The organism is Rhodococcus sp. MPR-R1B (genome assembly GCF_058793255.1).
In genome coordinates, this window is record NZ_JBXAFO010000002.1 from 136825 (window position 1) to 150660 (window position 13836).

Here is a 13836-nt window from a genome sequence, read left to right on the forward strand (position 1 = left end):
CGTGGATCGTCGGACAAACGTGACCGCACATCGACACCCTTCCGCGCTCGAACGGCGATGTGGACCAATCGGCCTCTGTTCGATTTCCATATGATCGTCGGTCTGGTCGTGCTGATCGTCGCGTTCGGACTGCTGATGGTGCTGTCGTCTTCGGGCGTCGAATCCTATGTGTTGTCCGGGACGTCCTATGCCAGATTCTGGCCCCAGTGCATGTTCGCGGCGATCGGCTTGGTGATGTTCGTGGCAGTCGTGCGGTTGCCGACCGAAACGATGCGTAGAGCGTCCCCGTGGCTGCTGATCCTGTGTCTTGTTCTGCTTGTCCTGGTGCTGATTCCAGGTATCGGCTCGGAACAAATGGGTGCTCGCAGCTGGTTTGTGATCGCGGGCATTTCCTTCCAGCCGTCGGAGCTGGCCAAACTTGCTCTGGCGATCTGGTCCGCAGCGACGGTTGCGTCGTTCATGAAGGCGCGGATGGACGTCAACCGCGCGCTGCCGGTGATCGGCGGTACGACGTTGCTGGTTCTGGTTCTGGTGGTGTTGGAGAAGGACCTCGGAACCACCATCACCATCGGCATCATCTTCATGTCGGTGCTGTGGTTCGGGCTGTTTCGGATGAAGACATTCATCAGCCTCACACTCGGTTCCGCAGTCGCATTTCTCGTGCTCGGGCTTACGGCTGGTTACCGCTCGGATCGCATCAAGGCTTTCCTCAATCCTGATCTCGACCCGCAGGGTTTGAACTTCCAGAGCACTCAGGCCAAGTACGCACTGGCGAACGGAGGCATCTTCGGTCGCGGTCTAGGACAGTCCGACGCCAAATGGAGCTATCTCCCGCAGGCGCACAACGACTTCATTTTTGCCGTGATCGGTGAAGAGTTGGGTCTGGTCGGCGCGCTGATCGTCGTCGCTCTCTTTGCCGCGGTTCTGATCGTCGGGCTGCGGATCGCGAAACGGTCCACTGATCCGTTCCTCAAAGTCATGACAGCGACGGCAACGACGTTGATCGTCGTGCAGGCGTTCATCAACATCGCCTACGTCGTCGGCCTGATTCCGGTGACCGGTCTGCAACTACCGCTCATCTCGGCGGGCGGAACGTCGATGATCACCACCCTGCTGATGTTCGGGCTCATCGCGCACGCAGCCTTCCGTGAGCCCGAGGCTGTCGCCTCGGTCGAGAGCAGCGGTCGCGGTTGGATACCGCTGGTCTTCGGCAAGCCTCGGTTCGGCATTGCCAAGAAGCCACAGACCGATCGACGTAGGCCGCCCGCTCGCCGCGCCCAGCCTGCCCCTGGCGGTCAACGCCGACCGGAACGACGGGCACCACAACCCGACAGACGCCGGACTCCAGCTCCGGGCCGACGCGCACCCTCTCGCGACTGGTCGGAAGATCCACGTAGACGCGGCCGATCCGATCGGCCGCGGCGCGCTTCCTGATCTGGGCCAGTTCCACTGGCGGGCAGTTCGGAAGCGGGCAGTCATGCACCCGACAATTGCGTTGGGCGGCTACATTGGGAGTCGGCAAAACGACGTCTAATAAGGGTTGTGGACATGGCAGGTGGCGACAAGGCAGACCAGTCGGTGGTCGAACGTAGCTCGGTGACCGGACGTCGTACGACGCCGTCGCAGCGAGCGCGTTTTCGCCGGATTGTCGACGCCGCAATGGAATCCGCCTCCGAAGGCGGCTACGACGCGGTGCAGATGCGATCGGTGGCCGATCGCGCCGGCGTCGCGATCGGCACTGTTTACCGGTATTTCCCGTCCAAGAACCACATGCTTGTCGTCGCATTGTTGTGGATGTTCGAGGGTTTGCGTGACAGATTCCAAGACTTTGTAATCCCGGGCGAGACTCCGTCGGACCGGATTCTGTTTGTGCTGCGCAAGAATACGGAGGTCCTCGAGACCGATCACCTCCGTTACGAAGCGTTGGTTCGGGCGTACATGTTCGCGGACGCGTCGGCGACTCCGGAACTCAACGCGCTCGGTGGGGTCGTGACCGAGATGTTCGCGAAGGCGATCGGTGTCGAGGAAGTCTCGCAGCAGCAGTTGGACGCGGTGAAGGTGATCGACGACGTCTGGATGTCGAGTCTCGTCTCGTGGGTTGCGGGCCGGATGACGACGGACGAGGTGATGGCGCACCTGGAACTTGCCGTGCGACTGGTCTTTCGCAAGTTGGGCGGATAGCGCTCAGACGGTGTAGCCACCGTCGACGTTGAGCTTCTGGCCGCTGATGAATCCGGCCGCGTCGCTTGCGAGGAAACATACTGCTTCGGCGATGTCGGCAGCTGATCCGAAGCGCTTCAACGGGATTCGGCTCATCGTCACGTCGAGCGCGCCTTGGTCGAGTTCGGCGGAGCTGATCAGGCGCTCCGCCATTCCGTCCGTCAACATGCCTGGTCCTACAGCGTTGAACCGGACGCCGTAGCGTCCTTCCTCTGCGGCGAATCCGCGAACAAGTTGTTCGACAGCCCCTTTGGTGCCAGCGGAGAGTCCGTCGCGCACGGGAAAGCGATCCGTTGCCGCGGTTGTCACCGCCACCACCGAACCCGAGGATGCACGCAGCGCAGGCAGGGCGGTGTGGACGAGGGTGAAGAACGCCGCGGCCTCCTGGTTGAGTTGTTCGGTGAAGAACGCCGGCGTCACACGTGAGAGGTGCGTCATCGGGACGTGCGGTCCCGCAGCGTGGACCAGCGTCGTCAATGTGCCCAGATCATCGACCGCATCGTTGACGGCGGCGCTGATCGACAACTCGTCGGTCAAGTCGAGAGAGTACGAGTGGGCGCGCACGCCATGCGCTCGAATCTGCTCGCTCAGTTGCTCGGCAGCGCCCTTGTTGTTTCGGTAGGTGAAGGCGACGTCGTGTCCGCGTTCGGCAAGGGTCAGGGCGATCGCCGACCCGATTCCACCGGTTCCGCCGCTGACAAAAGCGGTGCGTACTGCGCTCACAATGCCTCCAGATGTCTGCCGATTCCAAACCGAACAAATGCTTGGTTGGGGTGCCAATCGGAATATATCAGTGCGCGAAGGACAGGCTCAGATTGCTATCGCAACCGGACTGATCGTCCTAATCTGTTGCCATGTCCGGAGACAGTGTGCAGTTGACCGACGGGGCGCCCGGTGGGGAATCGGAACCTCACGCACCGAGTTTGAACAATCGCCTGAACTGGCTGCGTGCAGGTGTTCTGGGTGCAAACGACGGAATCGTCTCGACCGCAGGCCTCGTGGTCGGTGTTGCGGCAGCCACAACCGAGCGCTCAGCAATCTTCACAGCCGGTTTTGCTGGACTGGTTGCCGGCGCTGTGTCCATGGCGTTGGGCGAGTACGTCTCGGTCAGCGCTCAGCGGGATACCGAACGCGCACTCCTGCAGAAGGAGAAGAAGGAACTCCTCGAGACCCCGGAGGCTGAACTTCAGGAACTGACCGAGATCTACGAGAACAAGGGATTGAGTCCGGAGACGGCCCGCCGCGTCGCCGAAGAATTAACCGAGCACGACGCCTTCGCAGCGCACGTAGAAGTCGAATTGGGTATCGATCCAGACGATCTTACCAATCCGTGGCATGCAGCGATTTCGTCGGCAATCTCGTTCACGATCGGCGCGGCGATCCCGTTGGTCGCAATTCTGGTGCCGCCGACAGGCATCCGCGTCCCCATCGCATTTTTCGCGGTGCTGATCGCACTTGCGCTGACCGGGACGATCAGCGCGACGCTCGGCGGAGCTCGCAAGACCAGGGCGGTGCTACGCGTGGTGATCGGTGGCGCGCTGGCGATGGCCGTGACGTACGGAGTAGGTCAGTTGGTGGGCACGGGTCTCGCCTGACCCCTGCTGTGCGCCTTTATTAACCGCGGGGGGTTAATAAAGGCGCACAGCAATTCAGGCGCGACAGATCATGACCGGCCCTGGCGCATGGTGCAGCAGATTCTGGCTGGTGGAGCCCATCACGGCGCCCGCCATCGCACTGCGGCCGTGACTTCCGACAACTATCAACTGTGCGTCGTCGGCGTATTTGAGCATGACGGGAGCAGCGGCACCGGGTTCACTGATGCGGGTGACCGGCACGTCCGGGTACTGGTCGGCCATACCGGCTAGATTTTCCGCCAGTAGCGCCGATTCCTCCTGCTCGACAGCCTCCCAGTCGATCAGGATTCCCGCTCCGCCTTCGCGGAAGGTGGACGAGCCCTGCCAGGTGTGGACCGCGATGAGCGGCGCGTCGAACTGATCGGCATAACGAAACGCGTACTCGACGGCCTTCTTGCTCAACGCGCTTCCGTCCACTCCGACGATGACGGGACGCTGATCCGGACCGGGATTCTCCGCCGAACCACGCCACACGGTGACCGGACAGGTTGCATGATTGGCCACCTTCAGTGCGGTCGATCCGAGCAGCCGTGAGCGCAGTGCACCCGATCCGGTCGACCCCATCACGATCAGGCGTGCAGTACCCGAGGATTCGAGGATATGCGTCGACGCCGGCCCTGGCGCGATCTCGGATTCGATGGTCAGTTCGGGGAATTCGGCCGAAATCACCGCGGCGGCGGCATCGACGATCGCCTCGCCGTCTTCGCGGATCTGGCTGAGGAACTGTGACTGCAACATCACTGCAGCGGGACTGTAGATCGGGCCCTCTTGCGGCAGGGCGTGCGCCAGAATCAGCCGTGAGTTCACCGCGTTCGCGACGGAGGCCGCCCACCGGGCCGCCGCCGTCGAGGCCTCGGATCCGTCGATACCGGCGACGACATCCTGGTGTCCTGCAAGTGTGTTCATGTCTACTCCCTCTGAAATGATCGAGATCGGTCGACTGGTTACAGCGACGTCACCAGAGTGACGATGCTGACTTCACGGCTTCCTTCCACGTCTTGCGTAGCAGGGTCGATTGCCCGTCGGCTATTTCCAGTTCTCGTCGGTAGGCCATGCCCAATCCGAAACTGGTGAGCGAGGTATGCTCCTGCTCGGCTGCCATTGCAAGTAGATGATGTTGGGCGACAACGGAATCCTGGTGCTCGCCGAGAACATCCTGGAAGTGGCTGAAATGCTTCAGTGCACGCTTCGCTCGGCTCTTCGACACGGGTTCCATGACCTCGATCGCGTACTTCATCCGCTTGGCTCCCTTGCGGGCGCGGTGCATTCGCTCGTCACGCTCGGTGCGGCTATCGGCATCGAAGACGTGATCGACCCGCTTACCGACCTTGTGTGCCAGGTGCCGCAGGGTATGGGCCAACTCTCGTGCCGATGCCTTCTTTCCGACGCGGTGGGTGGCGGTGTCGAATTCGAGGTCGCCGACGTACTCGTCGAGGCGATCGAGCAGCGTGGTGTATCGCTCGGAATCGAGCGCCTCGAGGGCTGTTTTCTGGGCGGTTTCACCACGTGCAGAGAAGAACTCGTCGATTCGAGCTCGCACAGCTTCTCGCTCGGGCATCTCGTCGATTTCGCCGAGGCGTTCCACAAGACGCTCCCACTGGACCTCGACGTCGCGGGCGTCACCGAACTTTCCACCGATCCACCGCAGATCCGTGATGAGATCGTCGGTCTTGGGGGAGTGGCCGGCGTACGACTGCAGAGCGCTGCGGATGCGACGTGCCGCAACCCGGAAGTCGTGAACGGCTTCGTCGTCGGCCCGACGCGTGCCGAGATCCGCGGCGACCAGTGCGCGCAGTTGTTCGATGAGGTAATTACGCAACAGAATCCGCGGATTCGACGCCTTGCCCGAGGTGACCTCGTGACCGGCGTACGGTGTGACCGACGTGCCCAGTGCTCGTTTGAGTTTGGACGGACTCGCAGAGCGCTCCAGCCCGGCGTCCAGTAGAACCGACTCGATTGCATCGGCCAGCTCTTGCCCGCCTGCGCCTTGTTCGACCTCGACTTCCTGCCACGTCGACTCTCCGGAACCGTCTGCCTTGCAGGCGATGACGGTGTCGGAGACCACTTCGGCAAGCAGCACACCGTTTTCGCCGTTGAGCCTGGTGCGCTCCCGATCGGTTATGATCAGGGCGACCGGCACCAGATCGTGACCGCGAATGATCGCCCGGATCAGACTCGACAGCGGCGAGGGCACATCGGTGCTCTCGTCCGGGGGAAGTTGGATTTCGGTTCGAGTGTCCTGGCCTGCGGGAAGTTTCATGTGCCACCCCGCGTCGTCGCCACCCTCACGCTTGCGCAGCGTGATCTTCTCGGCCAGCAACCGGTAGTCCGCCGTGTCGAAGTAGGTGGCAGAGAGCTGTATCGAGTCGTGGACCGGTTCGCCGACAACACCGGGAAGTCCGCCCAAGGCGGGAACTCCCTGCTCGGCCGGCGCCTCGTACTTGCGCTCGATCTCCCGTACGGCTTCGGGTACGACGGCGGTCTTGCTCATCTGGTCTCCTCTTGCGGTGCGGTCTGCGCTTCCATCCTCCCGGTATCGGAGGCGCAGTGGAAGGGTCCGGGGTCCCTACGGCGAGTCGCCACTGCCTGATTCGTCCGGCCAGGACAGGGTCCGCCGACTTTCGAAGCGTTGCAGTCGGCCGGTCTTCGGATCCTCGAACTCGAGGACCTTCGACAGCAGGCGCAGCGGGTTCGAATAATCTTCTGCGGCAACGTCGTAGAAGTCGGGATAGAAGTTGTCGCCGTGGATCGGGAGCCCGAGCGAGGTCATGTGCAGCCGAAGTTGATGGGTCTTGCCGGTATGGGGAGTCAACCGGTACCGCGCGAAGCCGTCTCGCGTTTCGATCAGTTCGATCCGCGACTCGCTGTTGGGTTCGCCCTCGATCTCCGCGGCCTTGAGCACGCCGCGTTCTTTCACGATGCGACTACGCACGACCACGGGGGTGCTCACCTGAGCGTCGTGACGCGCGATGGCCTCGTACTCCTTGGCCACGCGGCGCTCGGCGAACATGGTCTGGTAGTCGCGCCGGGCCGCCTGATGCACGGTGAACAGCAGCAGTCCCGCCGTGACGCGGTCGAGGCGATGAGCTGGACTCAGCTCCGGTAGTTCGAGGTCCCGACGCAAGCGGACCAACGCCGATTCGGCGATGTATCGCCCGCGCGGGGTGCTCGCCAGGAAATGCGGTTTGTCCACGACCAAGATGTTCTCGTCCCGATAGAGGATGTCGATCTCGAACGGCACCCGCGTTTCGACGGGAGGGTCGCGGTACAGGTAGACGAACCGCCGGGGAGCAAAAGCGCTCGTCTCGGTGATTCCGACACCCTTCTCGTCGACGACCTCCCCGGCTGCGACCTTCTCCCGTAGGCGGACGGCGTCCTGGGGGAACCGTTCGAGCAGATAGTCGAGCGTCGTCGTCCACATGCCGTCGTCGGGCTGACGGATGCGACTGGGGTTCAGGCCGTCGCGGACGGGAAGCGGTGATCGTGACACATCTTCAAAGCTAGCCGTCCGGTCGGCATTCAGACCTATTGACGACATATGGGACGGAAGTTACTATCCGGTAAGTTCGTGACACCGGTCACTGTCGTGGGGGCAGGGCTGGGTCATCACAACAGAAAATTGGGGTTTTCGTGAGGACACGACTTCTACGTCGAAGGTCGACAACGATTGCGGTGGGGCTGTGCGTCGTGGGATTGACGGTGCCGAGCGCCGTCGCTTCTGCGGATCCGACGGGAGGGTCGGACGGGCAGGCCTGGCTCGCGGCAACGGAGGCGACGCCGCAGTATCCGGGGGTCTCCATCGAGTGGGACGTGCCCATCACGATGAGTGACGGCACAGTTCTGCAAGCGAATGTGTACCGACCGGCGGATGCATCCGGGCGGGCCGTGGAATCGAAGACGCCTTCGGTCCTCAACATCACGCCGTACACGAAACTGCTGGACACACTGGTGGATTCAGCTCTGTCGATCCCGCAGGTCGGTGAGACGCTGATGGACGTTGCGAACTCGCTCGACCTCGCGGCGCCGTTCGACGGCGTGTCGGAGTTGACGGGCGTCATCGCCGGCGGAGGCGCCAGGGTTCTCGGCGTCAACCGTGATCTGGTCCAGAACGGATACACGCAGGTAGTGGTCGATGCACGTGGAACCGGCTTCTCCCAAGGTAATTGGGACGTGCTCGGTAAGCGCGAGCAACAGGATTCGGTCGAGGTCATCGACTGGATGAGCAAGCAAGGATGGTCCGACGGGAAAGTAGGGATGGCGGGCATCTCGTACTCCGCGATCAACTCGGTGCAGGCGGCGAGCAACAATCCACCTGCACTGAAGGCGATCTTCCCGGTCGAACCTGGCAACGATCTGCTGCGCGACATCGTCGGAACCGGTGGCGGCCTCGGAGTCGGGTTCATGCCGTTGTGGTTGACCGCGGTCAACGGGCTCAAACTCATCCCGAACGTTCAGGACATCCTGCAAGGAAACTTCGATCCCCTGTGGTTGGCGAGCCGCCTCGAGGATCCGGGAACGCTGATTCCTGAACTGGTGCAAGCGATGACGGCTCAGAGAATCGAGGACGTGTCACCGTCGACTCTGCAAGTCGCGCAAGACGGGCAGTTCTATCAGGACCGAGCCGCTGACGTCGGCAACATCGCCGTTCCGACGATGGTTTACGGCGGTTGGCACGACATCTTCGCCAACAGTGAGCCGCGGATCTACAACGGAATCGATCTGCCGCCCGGGCAGAAGCAGTTGATCATGGGGAACGGCTATCACGTCACTCCCGGTGGAGGATTCGGCAAGGACGGTGCGCCGCCGCGCCTCGACGTGCTCGAACGTGCGTGGTTCGACAAGTGGCTCAAAGGCATCGACAACGGAATCGATCGTTACGGTCCGGTGACGATGTTCCAGCAAGGCGGCGGATGGATCACGGACGATCAGTTCCCGCGAGCCGGTGCGAGCTACGAACGTATGTATTTGAACTCTGCGCCCAGCGGTACTGCCGCCCACGCAGCGTACGACGGTTCGCTGACGAATGACCCGCCCAGTGCCGCAGCGCGATTGACAGTCGCACCAGGACTGCGAGGCTTCTGCTCCGGTGACGGAACTCAGGGAACTGCCGGGATCTCCGTGGTGCTCGGTGCGACGTGTTCCAAGGATTCCCGATTCCAGGAAGCGGAGGGCCTGACGTTCACCGGTGAGGCAGTGACGGAGCCGACCTCACTCTCGGGCCCGATCAACGTCCACCTCGAGACCGTCCTGGACGCGACGGACGGATTCTGGGCAGCGACGGTCAACGACGTGGCACCGGACGGAACATCGACACCGATCACGAACGGCGCTCTGACTGCGTCGCTGCGGGCAGTCGACGATTCGAAGAGCACTCGCTCGGCCAACGGTGACTACAGTGAACCGCACCACTATCTGACGATCGACACGCGTCAGCCGGTGGTTCCCGGTGAGGTCACCACCGTCGACATCAACATGCTCCCGACGGACGCAGTGCTGCAACCGGGGCACCGGCTCCGCGTCGACGTCTACGCTGCCAGCGTGCCGCGATACCTGGCGCTCGGCCCGATGCTCGCCGACAGCCAACTCAAACCGCAGCACATCGAGTTGGCTGCAGACCGGCCGAGCTTCGTCAACGTTCCGTTCGTCGGGGGCCGCTGACTCGGATTGGATCGGCGGCGTGAGAACCTGCGGGCTCGCGGACGTTCTGAGAAGATCGTCCGATGACAGAATCCCGACTCTCCGCCGCCGTCCACGATCGTCTGGACGGACTTCTGGATCCGGTGGACGAGCGGCTCGCGGCGCAGTACCCGGGAAACCGTGACGAGATCCAACCCGTGCACACGATTTACGTCAGTGCCGCGGATGCAACCGTCGACACCCCTCGACTCTGGGGTGAGCAGGCGATCGCGCTTCTCGATTCCCATGCTCATGTGTTCGCCGATCTCGACACGGAGAATGCGCTCGCTGATGTGCGAGTTCAACTCGGCCGCAAGCCGGTCCAAGACTTTCGGATCGATTTCGAGGACGGGTACGGACGCCGCAGCGACGAAGAAGAAGACGATGCAGCGACGTCGGCCGGACAGACGCTTGCCGCGCTCAGCGCTGATCCTGCCGGGCCGAACTGGAGTGGCATCAGGTTCAAGGGGTTGCCGGCCGGTGAGCGTCGGCGCTCGATCAGGACGCTCGAGCTTGTGCTCGACGCGGCCGGCGGAGTGCCGGACGGATTTGTCTTCACCGTTCCCAAACTGCGCGCGGTGGAGCAGGTCACGGCGACGGTGTTGCTCTGCGAAGAGCTGGAGAAGGCGCACGGACTCGAGCTCGGTTCGCTTCGGTTCGAGTTGCAGATCGAGAGCCCGCAGGCGGTCATCGCGGCCGACGGAACGGTGGCAGTTGCTCAGGCCATCCATCGTGGTGCCGGTCGTCTGACCGGTTTGCATTACGGTACTTACGATTACAGTGCAGCTTGCGGAATTGCATCGCGTCATCAGTCGCTCGAACATCCGGTGGCAGACCACGCAAAGGCTGTCATGTTGGCTGCTGCCGCGCAGACCGGCGTCTGGGTGTGCGACGGGTCGACTCAGGTCGCGCCCGTCGGGAGCGCCACGGCGATCCGCGACGCGATCACTCGGCACCATCGCCTCGTCACGCGGTCCCTGGAACGCGGTTACTACCAGGGGTGGGACATGCACCCCGGGCATCTGGTCACCCGCTGGCTCGCCACGTTCGGCTTCTATCGCAACGCGCTCGGCGCCGCTGCCCCGCGCATCCAGTCGTACCTGGGGCGCCAAGGTGGCGACGTGATGGACGAACCTGCAACTGCCCAGGCGCTCGCAGCGGTGGTATTGCGCGGGCTCGACGCGGGGGCTTATCCGGAATCCGAAGTTCTCCGACTCGCCCCGAGCGCCGACACCAACGCACTCCGTCACCTCGTAGGACGCACCACACCGATCACAGGAGAACACTGACCGATGAGCACCACCGAATTCACCTTGCTGCCCGATCTGGCACTGCGCACCCTCGGCGGAGCCGTCATCTGGGCGAACGACGAGGCGTTTGCCGAGCGTGAGGCCCTGATCCGCCCAGGCAAGGCCGGGTACCAGCCGGCGACGTTCGGTCACAAGGGGCAGGTGTACGACGGTTGGGAGACGCGTCGCCGCCGGGTGGCAGGCCATGACGAGGCGATCGTCCGACTCGGTGTTCCCGGAGTGGTGCGAGGCGTCGTGGTCGACACCGCGTGGTTCAAGGGCAATTACCCGCCCGAGATCTCGGTGGAAGCAATCTCGGTCGAGGGGTATCCGGATCCCGCCGACCTGGCCGTATCCGGTGAGTGGACAACCATCGTCGAGCGCTCGACCGTGCACGGTGACTCGGAGAATCCGTTCTCGGTGACGTCGGAGGAGCGGTGGACGCACGTCAAGCTGACCATTTACCCGGACGGCGGCGTGGCGAGATTCCGTGTTCACGGCGAAGCGCGCCCGGACCCGCGTTTCCTCGATGCCGGGCCGTTGGACCTCGCAGCACTCGAAAACGGTGGCCGCGTGACCGATTGCTCCAACATGTTCTACAGCTCACCGCAGAACATCCTGTTTCCCGGACGCGCTGCTTCGATGGGTGACGGGTGGGAGACCGCCAGGCGCCGCGACAACGGAAACGACTGGGTGCAAGTACAACTCGCGGGTGAAGGCGTGCTGAGTTTCGTCGAGATCGACACCTCGTACTTCCTCGGAAACAGTCCAGGTGAGGGCGCTCTGACCGGGCGGACGTCGGAGGGGGAGTGGATCGAACTGTTGCCGCGCACGACGCTGCGTCCGGATACGCGCCATCGCTTTCCGATCGATTCCGAAGTCCAGGTCACCGATGTTCGTCTGGACATCTTCCCGGACGGTGGCCTGGCGCGGCTGAGAGTCTTCGGCGTACTCACCGACGCTGCTCGCGCTGTGATCTCCGGGCGCTGACGGTAAAGTTGTTGGCATGAGCGACTATCCGCGCGACGACTATCCCCGGGACATGGTGGGGTACGGCCCTCATCCGCCGCATCCGCACTGGCCCGGCGACGCGCGGATAGCGGTTCAGTTCGTGCTCAACTACGAAGAGGGAGCCGAGAACAACGTCCTGGACGGGGACGCGGCTTCGGAAACATTTCTGTCGGAAATGACTCCGGCAGAGGCATTTCCGAATCGACACATGAGCATGGAATCGCTGTACGAGTACGGCTCACGGGCCGGGTTGTGGCGTGTACTGCGAACCTTCGAGCGGCGAAACCTGCCTCTCACGGTCTTTGCGGTGGCGCGGGCGATGCAGCGTAACCCCGAAGCAGTCAGTGCTTTTCAGGAGTTGGGCCACGAGATCGCGTGCCACGGATTACGTTGGAAGTCTTACCAATCCGTGGACATCGAGCGCGAACGCGCAGACATGGCCGAGGCAGTGCAGATTCTGCGAGATCTGACGGGTTCGGCGCCCCTCGGTTGGTACACCGGGCGCGATTCACCGAACACCCGCGAATTGGTGGTCGAGCACGGCGGCTTCGTCTACGACTCCGATTCATACGCCGACGATCTGCCGTACTGGGTCGACGTTCCGCGTGGCGCAGAATCGGTGAAGCACCTGGTCGTCCCGTACACCCTTGACACCAACGACATGCGTTTCGCCTCTCCCGCAGGATTTCCCAGCGGTGATCAGTTCTTTGCGCACCTACGCGATGCCTTCGACGTGCTGTATGCGGAGGGGACGGCCGGATCGCCCAAGATGCTCTCGATCGGGTTGCACTGCCGCATAGTCGGCCGCCCTGCCCGTGCGGCCGCTCTCGAGCGATTTCTGGACCACGTGCAGTCACACGAGAAGGTCTGGATCGCGCGGCGCATCGACATCGCCGAGCACTGGAAGACCGCGCACCCCGTTTAGATCACGGTCGGTCGACAAAAGACTTCATTCGAGCAGTCCGGGTACTGGTTCGACTGCCGCGTATTCCGCCATCGAATTCTGGGCCATTGACAACTGGCACGGTTGTGGATGACTCTTTGGAGATGGAGAAACACACAGCAGTCGAAGCGTCTTCAAGGTGAGCCGACCGGTGCCGACCAAGAAACCGACCAAGAACCGCGGATCGAAGGTGTCCCACAATGCCCGCGCAGTGGTGACCGGCGCCGGCAGCGGAATCGGCCGTGCCTTTTCGTTGGAGTTGGCGCGCAGAGGCGGTGAGGTGATCTGCGCGGATATCTCGCTGGAACGGGCCAAGGAAACAGTGGCACTCATCGATGAGATCGGTGGTACCGCGCACGCCGTCAAATGCGATGTGTCAATTCGTGAGCAGGTTCAGGACCTGGCGTTGTTCGCGGAACTCGAACTTGCGGGTCCGCTTTCGTTGGTGATCAACAATGCCGGGGTGGGTATCGGTGGAAAACCGGTGGGCGAGATCGGTTTCGACGATTGGGGGTGGGCACTCGGGATCAATCTGTGGGGTGTCGTGCACGGCTGTGAGATATTTGCTCCACAACTGCGTGCGAGCGGCGCCGGGGGATTCATCAACGTGGCCTCGGCTGCTGGGTTTGCGGCTGCGCCGCTGATGGCGCCCTACAACGTCGGTAAAGCCGCCGTGATGTCGCTCTCGGAGACCTTGTCCGCTGAACTTGCCGGTACGGGAGTGCGGGTGACGGTGCTGTGTCCGACCTTCGTCAAGACAAATGTTGCTCTCGACGGCCGAATCACCGCGGAAGCAACACAATTGGCGCAAGCGTTGATGCGGCGAACCGGCTTTTCGCCGGAGCGCATCGCCGTCACCACTCTCGACGCCTACGACAAGGGTCGACTCTACGTGGTGCCGCAGTTCGATGCGAAGGTGATCTGGCGACTCAAACGGTATCTACCCGTTGCATACACCTGGGGCTGTGGAGTTCTCAATCACTTTGCACCGAAACAGAAGTCGGGTTCATCTGGAACTTCGGCGGCGCCGGAGACGAACTCGCCGAGCACGAAAGGAGCGTGA

Annotated in this window: 12 protein-coding genes; 8 read left to right on the plus strand and 4 right to left on the minus strand. The window is 62.7% G+C overall.

What is annotated here, in order from left to right:
• Positions 1-57: 57 nt before the first annotated feature.
• Together ftsW and AC1Q61_RS03385 are read left to right on the plus strand one after the other, a co-directional pair.
• Positions 58-1434, plus strand: coding sequence for a putative lipid II flippase FtsW (gene ftsW, locus AC1Q61_RS03380; protein ID WP_118603220.1), 1377 nt, complete (start codon positions 58-60; stop codon positions 1432-1434).
• A gap of 114 nt (positions 1435-1548) precedes the next feature.
• Complete coding sequence (locus tag AC1Q61_RS03385) at positions 1549-2181, plus strand: TetR family transcriptional regulator (RefSeq protein WP_007733896.1); 633 nt, start codon at positions 1549-1551, stop codon at positions 2179-2181.
• A 3-nt stretch (positions 2182-2184) separates the two neighbouring features.
• Here AC1Q61_RS03385 and AC1Q61_RS03390 read toward each other — a convergent pair whose 3' ends face one another.
• Entirely contained in the window at positions 2185-2943 is a 759-nt protein-coding gene (locus AC1Q61_RS03390; protein ID WP_007733899.1) for an SDR family NAD(P)-dependent oxidoreductase, read from the minus strand.
• 131 nt (positions 2944-3074) lie between these two features.
• Here AC1Q61_RS03390 and AC1Q61_RS03395 point away from each other — a divergent pair, with 131 nt between their 5' ends.
• On the plus strand, positions 3075-3815 hold the full coding sequence (locus AC1Q61_RS03395; protein ID WP_007733901.1) for a VIT1/CCC1 transporter family protein: 741 nt from the start codon (positions 3075-3077) through the stop codon (positions 3813-3815).
• Between the two features lie 54 nt (positions 3816-3869).
• Here AC1Q61_RS03395 and AC1Q61_RS03400 read toward each other — a convergent pair whose 3' ends face one another.
• The 3 genes from AC1Q61_RS03400 to AC1Q61_RS03410 form a co-directional block, all read right to left on the minus strand.
• Positions 3870-4760 carry a universal stress protein gene (locus AC1Q61_RS03400; protein WP_063315860.1) on the minus strand — a complete coding sequence of 297 codons (891 nt, stop codon included), beginning with the start codon at positions 4758-4760 and terminating at the stop codon, positions 3870-3872.
• 49 nt (positions 4761-4809) lie between these two features.
• A complete protein-coding gene (locus AC1Q61_RS03405) occupies positions 4810-6345 on the minus strand; it encodes a CYTH and CHAD domain-containing protein (RefSeq protein WP_118603223.1) in 1536 nt (511 codons plus the stop codon).
• Between the two features lie 75 nt (positions 6346-6420).
• On the minus strand, positions 6421-7392 hold the full coding sequence (locus AC1Q61_RS03410) for a pseudouridine synthase (protein ID WP_058226167.1): 972 nt from the start codon (positions 7390-7392) through the stop codon (positions 6421-6423).
• A 92-nt stretch (positions 7393-7484) separates the two neighbouring features.
• Between AC1Q61_RS03410 and AC1Q61_RS03415 the strand changes: the two genes are divergently transcribed.
• The 5 genes from AC1Q61_RS03415 to AC1Q61_RS03435 all read left to right on the plus strand — a co-directional run bounded on the left by AC1Q61_RS03415 (position 7485) and on the right by AC1Q61_RS03435 (position 13836).
• Positions 7485-9512, plus strand: coding sequence for a CocE/NonD family hydrolase (locus tag AC1Q61_RS03415; RefSeq protein WP_039973373.1), 2028 nt, complete (start codon positions 7485-7487; stop codon positions 9510-9512).
• A gap of 62 nt (positions 9513-9574) precedes the next feature.
• Complete coding sequence (locus tag AC1Q61_RS03420) at positions 9575-10819, plus strand: DUF6986 family protein (RefSeq protein ID WP_007733914.1); 1245 nt, start codon at positions 9575-9577, stop codon at positions 10817-10819.
• A gap of 3 nt (positions 10820-10822) precedes the next feature.
• Positions 10823-11809: an allantoicase gene (gene alc, locus AC1Q61_RS03425; RefSeq protein ID WP_118603226.1), complete on the plus strand. Its 987-nt coding sequence runs from the start codon at positions 10823-10825 to the stop codon at positions 11807-11809.
• Positions 11810-11825: 16 nt separating this feature from the next.
• A complete protein-coding gene (gene puuE / locus AC1Q61_RS03430; protein WP_003940421.1) occupies positions 11826-12755 on the plus strand; it encodes an allantoinase PuuE in 930 nt (309 codons plus the stop codon).
• A 169-nt stretch (positions 12756-12924) separates the two neighbouring features.
• Positions 12925-13836, plus strand: coding sequence for an SDR family NAD(P)-dependent oxidoreductase (locus AC1Q61_RS03435; protein ID WP_118603229.1), 912 nt, complete (start codon positions 12925-12927; stop codon positions 13834-13836).

Bases quoted from the DNA above. Each gene is read 5' to 3' on its own strand.
- ftsW (WP_118603220.1), top strand. From the start codon at position 58: ATGTGGACCAATCGGCCTCTGTTCGATTTCCATATGATCGTCGGTCTG.
- AC1Q61_RS03385 (WP_007733896.1), top strand. From the start codon at position 1,549: ATGGCAGGTGGCGACAAGGCAGACCAGTCGGTGGTCGAACGTAGCTCG.
- AC1Q61_RS03395 (WP_007733901.1), top strand. From the start codon at position 3,075: ATGTCCGGAGACAGTGTGCAGTTGACCGACGGGGCGCCCGGTGGGGAA.
- AC1Q61_RS03400 (WP_063315860.1), bottom strand. From the start codon at position 4,760: ATGAACACACTTGCAGGACACCAGGATGTCGTCGCCGGTATCGACGGA.
- AC1Q61_RS03405 (WP_118603223.1), bottom strand. From the start codon at position 6,345: ATGAGCAAGACCGCCGTCGTACCCGAAGCCGTACGGGAGATCGAGCGC.
- AC1Q61_RS03410 (WP_058226167.1), bottom strand. From the start codon at position 7,392: ATGTCGTCAATAGGTCTGAATGCCGACCGGACGGCTAGCTTTGAAGAT.
- AC1Q61_RS03420 (WP_007733914.1), top strand. From the start codon at position 9,575: ATGACAGAATCCCGACTCTCCGCCGCCGTCCACGATCGTCTGGACGGA.
- alc (WP_118603226.1), top strand. From the start codon at position 10,823: ATGAGCACCACCGAATTCACCTTGCTGCCCGATCTGGCACTGCGCACC.
- puuE (WP_003940421.1), top strand. From the start codon at position 11,826: ATGAGCGACTATCCGCGCGACGACTATCCCCGGGACATGGTGGGGTAC.